Genomic DNA, 14,719 nt, shown 5'->3' on the forward strand with positions numbered 1-14,719 from the left:
GAGCACGCATGCCAGCGCCCCGGATCGCTCGTCTCGTCGGAGCGGGTCTCGCCACCCTGCTCGCCGCCGCCACCCTCGCGGCTCCCGTCGCCTCGGCCGCCCCGCCCACCGCCCCGGCGGCCCCGTCCGCCGCGGCCGCCGACACCTGTGCCCTCAAGCAGAAGCCCACGGGCAAGGTGCTCCAGGGCTACTGGGAGAACTGGGACGGCGCGGCCAACGGCGTCCATCCGCCCTTCGGCTGGGCACCCATCGACGACCCGCGCTTCGCCGCTCACGGCTACAACGTCATCAACGCCGCCTTCCCCGTGATCCGTTCGGACGGAACGGTGCTGTGGCAGGACGGCATGGACAGCACCGTCCGCGTCTCCACCCCGGCGCAGATGTGCAACGCCAAGGCGACGGGGGCGACGCTCCTGATGTCCATCGGCGGAGCCGCCGCCGGGATCGACCTCAACTCCCGTGCCGTCGCGGACCGGTTCATCGCCACCATCGTGCCCATCCTGAAGACGTACAACTTCGACGGGATCGACATCGACATCGAGACCGGTCTCGTCGGCAGCGGCAGCATCGGCACGCTGTCCGCGTCCCAGGCCAACCTGGTGTACATCATCGACGGCGTCCTCGCCCGCATGCCCGCCGGGTTCGGGCTGACGATGGCACCGGAGACGGCGTACGTCACCGGCGGCAGCGTCGCCTACGGCTCGATCTGGGGCGCGTACCTGCCGATCGTCAAGAAGTACGCCGACAACGGGCGCCTGTGGTGGCTCAACATGCAGTACTACAACGGCAGCATGTACGGATGCTCGGGCGACTCGTACGCGGCGGGCACGGTCGCCGGGTTCGTCGCGCAGACCGACTGCCTGAACCGCGGCCTGGTGATCCAGGGCACCACCATCCGGGTGCCGTACGACAAGCAGGTCCCCGGCCTCCCCGCCCAGCCGGGCGCGGGCGGCGGCCACATGGCGCCGTCGCTCGTGGCGCAGGCCTGGAACCACTACAACGGGGCGCTCAAGGGCCTGATGACCTGGTCGGCGAACTGGGACGGGTCGAAGGGCTGGACGTTCGGCGACAACGTGAAGGCCCTCCAGGGCCGGTAGCGCCCCCACCGCCTCCGGGAGCCCTCCTGCCGCCTTCTGGGCCCCCGCGAGGCCGGCCCTGCCGGCGCGTGCCGTGCTCGGTACCAGTGATCCGGAAGCCGGGATCACTGGTACCGAGCACGGCAGTTGTGCTTTGCTGGCCGTATGACCCTGCTCGTGACGCGCCGACACGTGGACTACGTGCGCGTCACGACCACGTCCTGTTCCGGCTGACCCCGAGGCCCTCGTCCCGGCAGCCGGCCGTCGCCCGCGCGACCACCGAGCCCCCGTCGCACCCCTGAGCGCCACCCTCCGGCAGCCCCTTCGGGCCCCGCCGGCACGGGCGGGTGCGAGCGGCCTCCCGGTGCAAGCCCCGCACACGACGCGCAGACGACATCAGGAGGACCCATGACCACCCGCAATGTCTCCGTTCCCGCGACCGTTCCGGTTCCGGCCACCGGGACCGACGCCGGCGCCGACGCCGCATCCGAGGTGAAGGCCTTCACCACCGCGTGGGAGGAGTGGCACCGCGACAAGGACGACCGGCTCGCCGCCGAGCACGGCTTCCTCGCCATCACCGGCCTGCACTGGCTCACCGACGAGCCGCAGCGCGTCACCGACGCCCCCGGCCTCTGGTCGACAGGACCCGAGAGCGTCACCGTCGAACTCGACGAGGGGACCGAACTCGTCGTCGACGGCGCGGTCGTCCGCGGACGGTACGACTTCGGCGTCATCCCGGAGCGCGGCGGCGTCGACGCCGTCTGGGGGGACACCGTGATCGAGGTGGCCAAGCGCGGCGGCCACCACATCGTCCGGCCGAGGCGCCCCGGCCACCCGCTGCGGGTCGGCTTCGCCGGGACACCCGCGTACGCGCCCGATCCGCGCTGGGTCGTCACCGGCCGGTACGTCCCCTTCGCCGCGCCGCGGCCGACCACCGTCGGCGCCTCCGTCGAGGGGCTGCAGCACGTCTACGACGCACCGGGCGCGATCACCTTCCGGCTCGACGGCCGGGACCTGAGCCTGACCGCCTTCAACGGATACACCCCCGGCGGCTTCTCGGTCCTCTTCACCGACGAGACCTCGGGCGTCACCACGTACGCGGCCAACCGCAGCCTGCGGATCGACGCGCCCGGCCCCGAGGGCGAGGTCGTGCTCGACTTCAACCGCGCCACCAACCTCCCCTGCGCGTACACCGACTTCGCGACCTGCCCGCTGCCGCCCGCGGAGAACCGGCTGCCCGTCGCGGTCGAGGCGGGGGAGAAGATCCCGCACGAGCGCGGTCCGGTCACCCCGTAGCCGCCCGGTCCGGGACCTCCGGCCCCGCCAGGGTGCCGAGAGCCGCCGCCACGAGCGCGGTCACGGCCGGCGGCAGGGCCGTCCGCACGTCGGGCGCGAAGAGAGGGGAGTGGTTCGGCGGGAGCCGGCCCGCCGAGGCCGCCCACTGGCGGGGGCTCGCGGTGCCGGTCATCCAGTAGACGAGGGGGACGTCCTTCTCGCCGTGCAGCGCGGCGCCCGCGCCGCCGTACAGCGGGAAGTCCTCCGAGGCCAGCGAAGGAGGCCAGTCGGCGACCCGGGCGGAGCCGTAGAGCCCGGTGTGGGCGGCGCGGACCGCCCGGGTCGCGGCCGGATCGCCCCACAGGGCCGGGGCACGGGAGACGACCGTGATCCCCGGCTCGCGCGGGCAGGCGGAGGCGGCGCACTCGGCCCGGACGATGCGCTCCACCGCCGCGAGCGCCCGGTCCAGGGAGGCGTCCGTGAGCGCCCGCAGGCCGATGCCCAACTCCGCCGTGTCCGGCACCACGTTCACGGCCGTGCCCGCCCGCAGGGTGCCGACGGTGAGCGTGAGCTGGTCGGCGGGGGCGCTCTCGCGGGAGACGATCGTCTGCAGGCGGGTGATCACGGCGGCGGCCGTCACCACCGGGTCCACGGCCAGGTGGGGCGTCCCGGCGTGACCTCCGCGCCCGTGCACGACGACGTCGAGGGCCGTGCTCGCCGCCGTCATGGGGGCGTGCGGGGTGCCGTGCGCGACCATGCCTGCGGGCAGCGGCGCCGCGTGCTGGGCGAGGACCACGTCCGGCCGGCCGAACCGCTCGTACAGCCCGTCCTCCAGCATCGCGCGCGCACCCGTCAGCGTCTCCTCGGCCGGCTGGCCGAGGACCACGAGCGTGCCCCGCCAGTGCGCGGCCCCGCGGGCCAGGACGTCCGCGGCCCCGGCCGCCGCGGCCAGGTGGAGGTCGTGCCCGCAGGCGTGCATGGCGCCGTTCCCGCTCGCGTACGGCAGCCCGGTCCGCTCCTCCACGGGGAGGGCGTCCAGTTCGGCCCGCAGGTACACCCGTGGTCCCTCGCCGTTGCGCAGGACGCCGACCACGCCATGGCCGCCGACGCCCCGGGAGACGTCGAGGCCCAGGTCCGCCAGCCGGTCCGCGAACAGCCCGGCCGTGCGGCGCTCCTCGCCGGACAGCTCCGGCGTCCGGTGGACGTCCAGGTAGAGGGTGAGCGCGGGACGCAGCGCCGCACCGGCCGAGGCGAGGACCGGAGCGAAGGACTCGGGTCGGCCCGCCGCGGCGGGACCGGGGGATCCGGGCTGGTTCACAGGACTCCAGAGGGGTGAGGGCGCGCCGCTGGCGTCGCGTGCCAGCGATGTGCGTGCGGGAGACATGCCGAACGGTGAGCGGGTGGCGGTGGAATGGGAGACGAACCCACCCCCCGGGCGGTCCCGTCCGGGACCGCGGTCATGAGGAGGCGCCATGAACAAGGACCTGAGCACGCTCGCCGACGAGATCCTCGAGCTCGAGGCCGAGACCTTCGAGATCTCCGACTACTCGGACGCCAGCGAGGTCGTCCTGGCCGGTTCCACCAGCACCAGCTCGACCTCGACGTGCAGCTCCACCACCAGCACCACCTCCTGCTCGGCCTGATCGCCGTCCCACCGGCCGGACCGCGGCCGGAGGAGCGCCCGGTGTCCGTCCCTCGGACACCGGGCGCCTCGCGTTCCGCCGCCTTCCCGGCCCCGCGGCTACGGGAAGGGCGGAACGCGAAGCCTTCCCGGCCGCGCGGCTACGGGAACGGGTGCGGGACCCGGCGGATCTCGGCGTCGGTCAGGTCCGTCGCCCGGTGACCGCCCCGGCGCAGGGCCGTCCGGAGCCGGGGCAGCAGCGGCGCACGCTGCCGGTTCCAGCCGAAGTCGATCGGCAGCAGACCCGGTACGAGGGTGCTCACCGTGCACAGCCCCATCCGCTCCTGCTCGGGGGTGGTCTGGTCGACGACGATCACGTCGTGGCCGGCCCCCGCGAGCATGTCGGTCACGGCCCGGACGTCGTCCCGGAGGTCGTCCGTCCGCGGCCGGCCGGTCGACTCCCAGTCCCGGTAGACCTCTTCGAAGGGGCGTACCGCCCGGGGCTCCAGATAGCCCCGGGCGTGCACGGCCATCCGCGGCAGCCCGTACAGCTGCGCGTGGTCCTTCAGATGGCGGACGAGGCCGAAGTCCTCCGCCATGGCTTCGAGTTCGTCCCTCCGCTCCCGCGTCTGGCGGGAGAGGTGCGGGATGTAGGTGAGCACCTCCGACAGGGCGCCCTCCACCGCCGACCGGGGGTCGAGGGAGGCCGCCGCCGCGAACGAGAGGGTGCCGGGGCCGCCGTCCCGGCGTACCGCCACCGCCGTGACCACCGGGACCGGCAGGTCGACGCGGTTGTCCAGGACGTGGACGTCGTACCCCTGGAGCGCCGCGCGTTCGGCCATGGCGGCGGACGTCCGGCCGCCGACGGTGGCCAGGTCGATCTCGGTGAGCCTGGCGTCGCCGTACCAGCCGTTCAGGAAGGCATCCCGCTCGACGAGTTCGAGCAGTCCGCCGAGGACCGCCTCTTCGAGGCTGCCGCCGATGGCGCAGCCGTTGGAGCACTCGAAGACGAAGTTGTCGGCGGCGAGACCCGCGCTGTAGTACACGAGCCGGGAGGGGACCAGGACCGGACGCAGGTCGCGGAGCGACCAGCCCCACTCCCAGGGGATCGCGCGGTCCGGGTCGAACGGGTCGACCAGCGGATCGTCGCGGTAGGTGCGCGGATCGTAGAAGCCGCAGACGGCCGGGTCGACGGCATCGTCCCGGAGCTCGTGCCAGGAGCCGTGCACGGGGGTGCGCCGGCCGCGCCGGTGGGTTCCCGCGTACCGTTCGAGCCCCTCCAGGAAGGCCAGGGTGCGGCTGGTGGCGAAGGTGTTCTCCTGGCCGCTCCACGTCACGTCGTTCAGACCGGCGTATCCGCGCACGAACACGCTCCCGGCGACCGGCGCCGTCGTCGGCGAGGTGACGCTGATCCACGTGCCGCCGCCGAGCGCGCCGCAGACCGGATTGGCGAGCGCCTCGCGCGGCAGGGGGTACGCGGACGCGGCACGCAGCCGGTACGTGCCCGGGTCCGGCTTCCGCCGCTCGACGAGGGCCATCGGGCGCGGCCCGGCCGGGGCGCGGTCGGGGCCGCAGTCGGGACAGAGCGGATCGGCGAGGAGCGGGTACGTGCGGACCGCGAGCGTCGTCAGATCGATCCGGGACACCTGCGGCAGCGACCGGTCGGCGGGGTCGGCCGCGGCGGGCTCGACGCCGTGCGGGCCGTCGAGCACCGCCCGGTGGAGGGCCGCGACCGCGTCGTACACATGGTCGGTGAGCAGTGGCCACACCCCGGCGGGGCGCGGCCCGTCCGGACCGCCGGTCTCCAGCGCGTCGCGCTCGCTGCGGCTGCGCAACCGCTGCCAGCGCAGCGCGAGGCAGCGCCCGCACGCGGGCGCGGTGCCGTCGCCGCCCCACGGGCCGACGAGCACGGCGGAGGCCGTGAGGTGGACACGGGCGCCGGCGCGCTCGGCCGCCCATGGGTCCGGGGCTCCCCGGCCGCCGAGCGGCGCGCCGGCGTCTGTGGCCCCGACCGGGACGACGGACACGTCCCGCCCGAGACGCGCGGCGAGCGCGGCCCGGAGGCCCGCCCGCGCCTCGTCCAGCGGCAGGGGCAGCGGCAGAGGCGGCGCGGTCCCGCCCCGGGTGCTCGCCACGGCGCTCACGAGGACCTGGTCCAGCGGAAGGTCCTCACCGCGACCGCGCCGAAGACCAGGGCGAACACGAGCAGTCCGGCGCATCCCACCCACACGTCCGAGGAGTCGCCCCGGCCGGCGAGCGCGTGGGACACGGCGTCGTTGAGGTAGCGCAGCGGCATGGCGAGCGAGACGTTCTGCAGCCAGGACGGCATCGAGTCGAGCGGGAAGAAGGACCCGGAGAGGAACGCCATGGGGAGCATCAAAAAGTTGGCGACGGCCGCGACCGACTCCGGTGTGTCGGCGAACGACCCGATGATCACGCCGAGCAGCAGGAAGGTGGTGATGCCCAGGATCAGGACCGGGATCAACAGCGGCCATCCAGCGGCCGGTTCGAGGCCGAACACCGGCAGCATCGCGACCCCGACGAAGAGCAGCGACTGGACGGCGCCGACCACCAGCGCGATCGCGTAGCGGGAGCCAATGACCGCGGACAGCGGGGCAGGGGACATCCGGATCAGCCGCAGGATGTCGTCGGTCCGCCACTGCATGAGGGTGAACGCGATGCCGAACACGGCGGCGTTCGCCACTCCCCAGGACAGCACGCCGGACGCGGTGTACGAGAGGTAGGACAGGCCGCTCTCCGGCACGGCCTGGCCGCGGAAGATCAGCCCGAAGACGACGAGGAAGAGGAGGGGGAAGGCGAACGTGAAGAAGAGGGTGGTCCGGTCGCGGACCTGGGCCCGGTAGCCCGCCCCGGTCAGTGCGGCGTAGGCGCTCATGGTCAGGACTCCGTGGTCTCGGTGCGGGGGTGGGCCGTCCGTCCGGCACCGGCGAGGCGGGCGGTCAGGTCGAGGTAGACGTCCTCCAGGCTGGCCGAGCGGGTCTGGACGCCGTCGAGTCCGACGAGCCTGTCCACGGCGGAGAGCACCCGACCGGACGCGTGGGTCTCCAGGACGAGGGAGCCTCCCTCGACGCTGACCCGTTCGACGCCCTCGATCGCCGCGGCCCGTCCCTCGTCCAGCCGGCCCAGGGGAAGCAGCAGACGGCTCGGGGCCCGCGAGGCGCCGACCAGGTTGTGCGGGGAGTCGGTCACGGCGATCCGGCCGTCCACCAGGATGGCGATCCGGTCGCAGAGCGCCTCGGCCTCGTCGAGGTGGTGGGTGGTGTGCACGATCGTGCGGCCCTCCGCCTTCAGGCTCCGGAGCACCTCCCACAGGGCGCGGCGGGCCTGCGGGTCGAGGGCGGCGGTCGGCTCGTCCAGGAAGATCAGCTCGGGTCCGTGGACGAGGGCGGAGGCGATCGCGAGGCGCTGCCGCTGACCGCCCGAGAGGTTCTCGACCTGGACGCCCCGCTGCTCGGTGAGGCCCACGGTGTCGAGGGTTGCGTCCACGGCGCTCCGGGGCGCCCCGTAGAGGGCGGCGACGGTGCGCAGATGCTCGTGGGCAGTCTGCCGGACGAAGAACGCGGAGCTCTGGGTCTGCACGCCGAGCCGGGGGAGCAGCGCGGTGTTGCGGGGCCAGGGCGACTCGCCGAAGACGGCGACCGTGCCCGCGTCGGCCCGGCGCAGCCCTTCCATGATCTCGATCAGGGTGGACTTGCCCGCACCGTTGGGGCCGAGGAGACCGAAGAACTCGCCCCGGTGGATCTCCAGGGAGACGTCGTCCACGGCCTGGCGGTCCCCGTACCGCTTGGAGACTCCCTGGACCTGGACGGCGGCGGTCGGCGAACCGCCCGCGGCGGATGTGGTTGACATGGTCTGTACCTCACTCATGTGGTGCGTGGTTCCTTCGGGTCAGCCGAGCAGGTGGAGGACGAAGGTGATCGTGGCCGCCGCGAGGAGGAGGACCAGGACGGCGGAGCCGAGCGCGTACGCCGTGTAGATCCGCCGGGCCCGTACCGGATAGCCGGCCAGGGCCTCGGCTCCGGCGGCCCTGCGGAGACGCAACGCCAGGTAGGTCCGGGTCTCGGGGGCGAGGTGATCGGCTCCGACGGCGTGTCCCAGCATCCGGTACCCGTCGAGCGGCGGCAGCGGTACGAGGTTGCTCAGCGCCTGGATGGTGCCGAGCACCAGGACTCCGGCCAGGGGGGAGCGCTCCGGGGCGTCGGCGGAGAGCAGGAACCACCAGACGCCGAAGGGCAGCAGGAGCAGCATGTTGAGGTAGGCGCCCGCCCCGGCGATGACCAGCTTGGCCCTCCGGCCCGGCAGGAACAGGTAGTTGTCGACCGTGCAGTAGAGGAGGGCGGCGGGGAACCGCCAGCGGAGGCCGATCTCGGCGACGTGCCCGCCGTAGTGCTGGGCGGCGATCCCGTGCGCCAGCTCGTGGAGCGTGATGCTCGCCCACAGGAAGAGGGCGACGCCCATCAGCGCGAACGGCCGCCCGACCAGCTCGGCGGTGCCGTCGAGCAGCGCCCCCGAGCGCCAGGCGAGGAGGCCCAGGAGGACGAAGACAGCTGCCAGTAGGGGGAGTTGGACGGCCGAGTGCAGCAGGGGGCGCAGCGTGCGGTGGAGTCGGGCGGTGGTCGCCTCGGCGTCCGCGACCATCGGACGGGTGCCGCGCCAGAAGGAGTGGGGGCGTGGGGGCGCGGGGGCCGGCGGGGCCGGATCGGGGGCGCCGACGAGGAGGCCCCGGGTGCCGAGGAGGCCGAGGAGCCGGTTCCAGTGCTCCTCGCCGAGCCGCCGGCCGAACCGCTCCGCGTACACGGGGGCGAGGTCGTCCAGGTTGCGTGTGCCGTCCAGCCGCGCCATGAGGAAGTGCTCCTTGATCCCGACCTCGAACGCGGCTCCGGTGACGGGGTGCCTGACGAGGTGCACGGTCCGGGGGCCGCGCAGCAGTGGCGGGCTGAGCAGTACGCCCGGCCGGAGGGCGGGGCGATAGGCCCGCGCGGCGGTGGCGGTCACGCGTCCGCCGCCGCGACGTGCGGGTCTCTGAGGACCTGGCCGAGGACGAAGGAGAGATAGGCCTCGTCGCGGATCGTCACATGCAGCCGGTTGTTGGTCATGTGCATGTACGGGGAGAGGAGCCGGGGGAGGACCGACGGCAGATGGAGGAGCGGCGCCGTCGGGACGGAGTCCACGGGTTCCGCGCGCAGTTGCCCGGCGTCCTCGCGGGCGGGGCCCTCCCGGGGCGGGAAGAGCAGCTCGCCCCGGAGCGTCAACTCCTCTATGCGTGAACGCAGTTCCTGGCAGTGCTCGGCCCAGCCCCGGAGGAAGGAGGGGAGCCGCTCCAGCTCGCCGCTCGCGATCGCGGCGCGGACGGCGGCGAACCGGCGGCCCAGGGCGGGCGCCATCTCTGCGTAGTTCCGCTCGTACTCCTTGGACCCGATGAAACCGGTCCCGGGGAAGGCGCGGTGCCAGAACGCGTAGTAGCCGTCGAGGTAGTCGGCGAGCTTCTCCTCCTCCGGCAGGAAGCAGCTCGCCATCACCATCATCAGCTGTGCGGAGGTGCCGAGCAGCACGGTGCGGAGGTGCAGGTTCATGGTGCGGAAGGCGTCCACGACCAGTTCGCTGGAGTGGCGGAAGTGCCACTCGGCGAGCTCGACACCGGCCGGGCCTCCGTACTTGGCGTACTCGGGAGCGTACGGCTCCTCGCTGAACGTGTTGTTCGGCCGCAGCCTCATCCGGCCGTCGTCGCCCATGTACCGTCCCCGGTCCTCCCCGGGGAACTCTATGTCGAACAGGGCGTTGTAGAAGTCCTTGAGGAAGCCGGAGTCGACCTCGTACAGCGCGGGGCGGCTCTTCAGGAACGCGGTGAGCGCCTCCTCGGCCCGCCGCCTCACCTCGGGAGCCGCCGCCGCGCTCGCGGGGCGCAGCCGCAGCCGCACATGCGGGCCCTCCAGCCAGTAGTTGATGAAGAAGTGCCCCGCGAGCAGCCCCTCCTCGGTGAGCCGGGCGACGAGCGGCCGCACGCAGTCCACCAGCATCGGCCGCGGGCTGGCGGCGTAGAACACGTGCAGGGCGATCCACGCGCCCGGCCCCTGGGCGGGGGAGCCGTGGGCGGCCGGGGCGGGGCCGGGCGTGACGCGGGGCGCGGGGGCGGGTGAGGGGTGCGGGGAGATCAGTTCCGGCATGTCGGGCCGTCCTCGGTGCGGTGGCGGTAGGTGAAGGTCTCCACGGCCAGTTCGGCCACGTGCCGGCCCTGCGGGGATGCCAGATGCAGCGCGTCCTCGGCCGGCAGCATCTCGCGCAGCGCGACCCCGGCGCCCGGCTCCTGGTCCACCAGGGCGTCGAATGAGGTCAGAGACAGCGGACTCGCGAAGTCCACGTACACGGGCTTGGCCCCCAGGGCCCTGCGGCCCTCGCGCAGCACCGTGGCGAAGACCTGGTCGGGCAGGCCGTGCCGGCGCTGCCAGCGCCGCCACTCCAGGTACCACGACGCCTGGTCCGCGCCGGGGCGGCGGACCGGCAGCACCGCGGCGTCCGCCGTCCAGCCGCGACGGCTCAGCACGATGTCGCCGTGCACTACCCGCGGCCTGCGCGTGACGCCGTCGACGGCCGCACCCTCGGGAACACCGCCCCAGACGTCGGTCGGGGTCATGGAGCTCGGCGAGAGCAGCAGTAGGGTGCGGGGGATCTCCGGCAGGGCCACCGGCACCAGGTACCCGAGGTAGACCGGTACGACCTCGCGGTCGAGCCGGCGCGAGCGCAGGACGAGACGGTCGGTCCGCACGTCGTGCTCCAGCGACAGGTCGTCCAGGGCGAGTCGGGCGTCCTCCGGAACCGTGGACGTCTCGCCGGGGCACACGATCTGGTAGTCCGTCAGCCTGCCGTGCAGATTGAGGTTGCTGGTGACGGGCCCGCCGGTCAGCTCGGCGAACACCGCCCCCCTCGGCCCGCGGTCGCGCAGCTCGGTGCGCAACCGCTCCGAGAGCCCGGTCCCATCGGACGGCCCGGCCGCCGTCACCCCGTCGAAGGCGTGGGTGAAACGGCTGAAGGGGAAGGCGAGTCCGCCGTACGAGCGATTGAGGACCACGCGGGGACGCGCCTCGCCGCCCGGACCGGGCTGGGCCACCTGGAGGTGATGGCTCTGGGGCACGAAGTCGTCGACCAGGGACTCCAGTTCACCCGCCACGGCGGCGAGCAGAGCTTCGGGGAGCCGTAGTTCGTCCTCCGCGCCGCTCCGCTCCCACGACTCCCACAACTCCCGCATCCCCGCGGCGAAGTGGCGGCGGGCGTCGTCGAGGGCGCGCAGTGCGGGCTGCCCGAGCCAGTTCTCCTCGGGGACGTACTCACCGTTCCCGTCGAACGGCGTGCGCTTCGCGGCGAACGAGACGTACTGGTCGAAGAAGTCCTCGTGGAAGTCGTGCACCAGGCCGAGCAGGTCGTCGCAGCGGCCGCCGCGCCCGTAGCGTGCCAGGAAGAAGCCGTGCAGCGTGATGCGGTGGGGCAGCGTGAGGTCGAACATCGGCAGGACCCCCTCGACCGCCCGCAGCGCCCGCCCCGTCGCACCCGCCAGAAGTCCCGTGCCGCACGGCAGGTCGGCGCCCGCGTCGACGTCCTCGTAGAGCAGGGTGCGCGGCAGGGTGGGCTCCTCCGCCCCCAGCTGCCGCTGCACGTCGAGGAGTTGTTCGCGAAGGGTGCGCAGGAGCGCGCGCCGCTCGGCGAGACCGGCGGCCGGGTACGCGGCGAGGCAGGCGGCCGGGCCGCCGAGGGAGTCGGCCACCGCGTCGGCCCACGGGACGGCCGGCTCGCGCAGGGCGAGCCGGAAGGACCGCAGCGGGTCGGGGCTGTGCACATCGGTGCGCAGGCTGGGGACGTGGACCATGCCGAGCTGGAGGAGCGCGTCGGCGTACCGCTCGCACTCGGCGGGTTCGGCACCGTGCTCCGTCCCGAGCCAGTCGACCAGGTCGCGGTGGCGCAGCCCCGCACGCCCGTCGAGGAACGCGAGCAGTCGCTCCAGGGTCCCGCTGCCCCGGAGGTAGAACAGCCGGTCGCGGACGGAGTCGAAGGTGACGGACGCGTCGTCGTCGCCGCTCGTCACCCACTGCCGCACGTAGCGGATCCGGTCCTCGTCGCGGCCCCAGCCCGGGGACAGGGCGACCGGGAGGTCCTGGCGGCGCACGGGGTCGGCGAGGATCAGCTCGGCGAGCCGCCCCAGGGCGACCACGTTGAGCCGTACGTGACCGGTCCAGGCCTCGGGCCCGTCGACGCGCAGGTCGGCGCCCTCGCTCGCCCCGGTGTCGAAGACCCCGGTGGCGACCGGGGTGAGCGTGCTGAACGGACTGGTCTTGCACGCCGTGCGGTAGAGGTACGCGAGGGCCGACCGCTCGACCTTGCGCATCCGCTTCCCCGGCTCGGCCCCGGTGTCACCCAGGTAGGCGTCGAGCCGGCCGTCGAGGACCGGTGAGGCCAGGAGCAGGCCCCGGCGCAGCGGCTCCAGGGCGAGCGCGGCCCGCAACTCGGCTCGTGCGGTGCGGAGTTCCTCCGCGAGGAGGGCCGGTCCCGCGCCGAGGAGCGCGCCGTGCGCGACGCGGTCGTCCAGCCAGGCGGAGACCCGCGCGCCGGTCGGCCCGTCGAGTCCGGTCACGAGTCGTACGGCCGCCGCCGGGTCGGCGGGCAGCCGGTTGTTGAAGAGCCGGCGGCGCAGGGCGAGGAGGGCCCGGCGGGCGTCGTCGCCGACGGCGTCGGCCGCCTCGACCAGGGCGTGGAGCTCCTCGCTCAGGGCGGCGCCGCCATCGGCGAGGCGTTCCTCGCGGGTCAGGACCTCGTCGGCCCAGTCACGGGTCCGCGGGCAACGCAGCCCGTGCACGGTCTCCACGGGCAGCCCGGCGGCGCGGAGCAGGAAACGCCGGCCCACCTCCCACGAGACCGGACGCGGAACCATGGTGTCGGTGTCGGTGTCGGTGCCTGTGCCTGTGCCTGTCAGCAGTGTCATCGCGGCTCCCCCTCAGGCGATCTCGTGACGGAAGTCGGCTGGTCCGGGCCGCTCGTTGCCGAGCGGCATGATCAGCAGGGGCGCCTCCTCGGTGCCCTCCAGGCCGAGCCGCTCGACGAACGACACGTTGTCGAAGCCCAGCGCCACTCCCGCGCCGAGCGACAGGGCGGACGCGGCCAGGTAGAACGTCTGGGCCACGGCGCCCGCCGTGCCGACGGCGAGCCGGTAACCGCGGTCTCCGACCGCGTCCAGGACGGCCTTCGTCCGCACCGTCGGCACGAGGACGACGCCGGCCTGCTCCAGGTTGTAGTTCGCCAGGAAGTAGTTCTCCTGGAGGAACGCCCCCTGCGCGCCGGGGACGACCAGCGCGAGATCGCCCGCGGCGGGGTCGTAGACGTACGCGCCCGGCGCGATGTCCCGGACGTGGTTGACGAAGGCGTACAGCCGGACCTGCCGGAGCGCGCCGTCCGGATCGGCCTCCCCGCCCAGGGAGGCCGCCGCGCAGGCCGCGAGGACGGACGACAGCTGGCCGGGCGTTACGGGCTCTGCCGCGTCGAAGCGGCCGAAGCTGCTGCGCCGGCTCCGCAGGACGCGGCGCACCGGCACATCGGGGAAGGAAGGCGCCGGCAGCGGAACCCGTGTGCCGCCCGCGGGGACGGGCCGGGCGGCCGCCGGGGCGAGTGCCCCGGGCGCGGGCCGGTCGGCGGCGCCGGCCACGGTCGCCGTGTGCATCGCGAGCACCGTGGGGAACGCGATGACGGTGCGCGAGCGCTCGACGTCCCGGTGCCGCACCGCCGGGCCGGGGCCGTCGACCCCGCCACGGCCCCCGGCGCCCCGGGCACGGGCGCGTACCGCCGTGCCGGTTTCCGTGCCCACCGCCGTACGCGGGACAGTGCCGTTGCCGTTGCCGTTGCCGTTGCTGTCACCGTCGGCGTCCCAGCGCAGGGGCACGACGGCGAACACCCCCTCCTCCTCGCCGACCGTCCCGAGCAGGTCGTTCAGCCGGGGCTCGTCGAACCACAGGACGGGCGCGGTCCGCAGGCCGCGGGCGGCGGCCCAGACGCGCCAGGTCTGCACGAGGGTCCCGACATCGGTGCAGACCACGTGGTAGCCGAAGCTGTTGTACTTGAAGGCCGTCTGCCAGTACTTCACGCCGAGGACCAGGTACTGGTCGGTCTCCACGGCCTCGGCGGGGGCGTCAGGACCCAGCGCCGCGCGGACCCGGGCCGTCACGTCGCCCGTCAGCAGCCGCTGCACGGCGTGCCGCTGGACGTCGTAGTAGTGGACGCCGGGTGTGAGCGGGCCCGAGGGACCCGAAGCCCAGTAGACGCCGACCGGGTAGAGACCGCCGCCGCCCGCCGTACCGCGGGACCAGTTGGCGTGGGTGTAGAACGGCAGCCCGGACAGGTCGCTGTTGGCCTGGATCCCGAGCCGGCGGCCGGTCAGCCCGTACGAGTCCTTGAGCATCGCGGACAGCAGGGGCAGCGTGAATCCGCCGGGCGCCCCCGGCGGACCGGCCGGCGCTCCGGCCGTGGGCCCGCCGCCGGACCCGGGGAGGAGCCCGGCCCACGCGGGCGCGTCGGGCACGTCGTCCCCGTCGGGCAGGGCGTAGGCCTCCGCACCGGGGTAGAACTTCCCCCTGCGCGGCCCGTCGGGCCAGTCGGGGACGAAGTCGGCGGGTTCCATCGGAACGCGGCCGCGGTGCAGGACGGCGTCGGCGTACTCATGGGCGTACCCCATGGGGGAGGCCTCCTTTCG

11 protein-coding genes are annotated in these 14,719 nt (G+C 74.1%); 3 read left to right on the forward strand and 8 right to left on the reverse strand.

Features of this window, described 5'->3' with window-relative positions; translation table 11 throughout:
• Positions 1-8 precede the first annotated feature (8 nt).
• Together AMK27_RS10565 and AMK27_RS10570 are read left to right on the forward strand one after the other, a co-directional pair.
• On the forward strand, positions 9-1,097 hold the full coding sequence (locus AMK27_RS10565) for a chitinase (RefSeq protein ID WP_107425528.1): 1,089 nt from the start codon (positions 9-11) through the stop codon (positions 1,095-1,097).
• Positions 1,098-1,484: 387 nt separating this feature from the next.
• Positions 1,485-2,372 carry a DUF1684 domain-containing protein gene (locus AMK27_RS10570; RefSeq protein ID WP_073904968.1) on the forward strand — a complete coding sequence of 296 codons (888 nt, stop codon included), beginning with the start codon at positions 1,485-1,487 and terminating at the stop codon, positions 2,370-2,372.
• Here AMK27_RS10570 and AMK27_RS10575 read toward each other — a convergent pair.
• Entirely contained in the window at positions 2,362-3,669 is a 1,308-nt protein-coding gene (locus AMK27_RS10575; protein ID WP_445194845.1) for an amidohydrolase, read from the reverse strand. The genes AMK27_RS10570 and AMK27_RS10575 overlap by 11 nt on opposite strands.
• 154 nt (positions 3,670-3,823) lie before the next feature.
• Here AMK27_RS10575 and AMK27_RS10580 point away from each other — a divergent pair, with 154 nt between their 5' ends.
• Positions 3,824-3,994, forward strand: coding sequence for a thiazolylpeptide-type bacteriocin (locus tag AMK27_RS10580; RefSeq protein ID WP_030757923.1), 171 nt, complete (start codon positions 3,824-3,826; stop codon positions 3,992-3,994).
• 139 nt (positions 3,995-4,133) lie between these two features.
• On the opposite strand, the gene AMK27_RS10585 is transcribed toward AMK27_RS10580, so the two are convergent.
• The 7 genes from AMK27_RS10585 to AMK27_RS10615 are packed head-to-tail and all read right to left on the reverse strand — an operon-like array spanning position 4,134 to position 14,701.
• A complete protein-coding gene (locus AMK27_RS10585; protein WP_241847408.1) occupies positions 4,134-6,107 on the reverse strand; it encodes a TOMM precursor leader peptide-binding protein in 1,974 nt (657 codons plus the stop codon).
• 5 nt (positions 6,108-6,112) lie between these two features.
• On the reverse strand, positions 6,113-6,868 hold the full coding sequence (locus tag AMK27_RS10590) for an ABC transporter permease (RefSeq protein ID WP_073904971.1): 756 nt from the start codon (positions 6,866-6,868) through the stop codon (positions 6,113-6,115).
• A gap of 2 nt (positions 6,869-6,870) precedes the next feature.
• Complete coding sequence (locus AMK27_RS10595; RefSeq protein ID WP_073904973.1) at positions 6,871-7,860, reverse strand: ABC transporter ATP-binding protein; 990 nt, start codon at positions 7,858-7,860, stop codon at positions 6,871-6,873.
• Between the two features lie 21 nt (positions 7,861-7,881).
• Positions 7,882-8,988, reverse strand: coding sequence for a M50 family metallopeptidase (locus AMK27_RS10600; protein ID WP_073904974.1), 1,107 nt, complete (start codon positions 8,986-8,988; stop codon positions 7,882-7,884).
• Positions 8,985-10,157, reverse strand: coding sequence for a lantibiotic dehydratase C-terminal domain-containing protein (locus AMK27_RS10605; protein WP_073904976.1), 1,173 nt, complete (start codon positions 10,155-10,157; stop codon positions 8,985-8,987). The genes AMK27_RS10600 and AMK27_RS10605 overlap by 4 nt, the downstream gene beginning before the upstream one ends.
• Positions 10,145-12,961, reverse strand: coding sequence for a lantibiotic dehydratase (locus tag AMK27_RS10610; protein WP_073904977.1), 2,817 nt, complete (start codon positions 12,959-12,961; stop codon positions 10,145-10,147). The genes AMK27_RS10605 and AMK27_RS10610 overlap by 13 nt, the downstream gene beginning before the upstream one ends.
• 12 nt (positions 12,962-12,973) lie before the next feature.
• The gene (locus tag AMK27_RS10615) at positions 12,974-14,701 is read right to left on the reverse strand and encodes a nitroreductase family protein (protein WP_073904979.1); all 1,728 of its coding nucleotides are present in this window, start codon (positions 14,699-14,701) and stop codon (positions 12,974-12,976) included.
• Between the last annotated feature and the right edge of the window lie 18 nt (positions 14,702-14,719).

The sequence above is a fragment of the Streptomyces sp. CB02009 genome, from assembly GCF_001905825.1.
GTDB lineage: Bacteria > Actinomycetota > Actinomycetes > Streptomycetales > Streptomycetaceae > Streptomyces.

Excerpts from the sequence above, each read along its gene's own strand:
- AMK27_RS10615 (WP_073904979.1), bottom strand. The coding sequence starts at position 14,701 with ATGGGGTACGCCCATGAGTACGCCGACGCCGTCCTGCACCGCGGCCGC.
- AMK27_RS10605 (WP_073904976.1), bottom strand. The coding sequence starts at position 10,157 with ATGCCGGAACTGATCTCCCCGCACCCCTCACCCGCCCCCGCGCCCCGC.
- AMK27_RS10580 (WP_030757923.1), top strand. The coding sequence starts at position 3,824 with ATGAACAAGGACCTGAGCACGCTCGCCGACGAGATCCTCGAGCTCGAG.
- AMK27_RS10610 (WP_073904977.1), bottom strand. The coding sequence starts at position 12,961 with ATGACACTGCTGACAGGCACAGGCACAGGCACCGACACCGACACCGAC.
- AMK27_RS10595 (WP_073904973.1), bottom strand. The coding sequence starts at position 7,860 with ATGAGTGAGGTACAGACCATGTCAACCACATCCGCCGCGGGCGGTTCG.
- AMK27_RS10565 (WP_107425528.1), top strand. The coding sequence starts at position 9 with ATGCCAGCGCCCCGGATCGCTCGTCTCGTCGGAGCGGGTCTCGCCACC.
- AMK27_RS10590 (WP_073904971.1), bottom strand. The coding sequence starts at position 6,868 with ATGAGCGCCTACGCCGCACTGACCGGGGCGGGCTACCGGGCCCAGGTC.
- AMK27_RS10570 (WP_073904968.1), top strand. The coding sequence starts at position 1,485 with ATGACCACCCGCAATGTCTCCGTTCCCGCGACCGTTCCGGTTCCGGCC.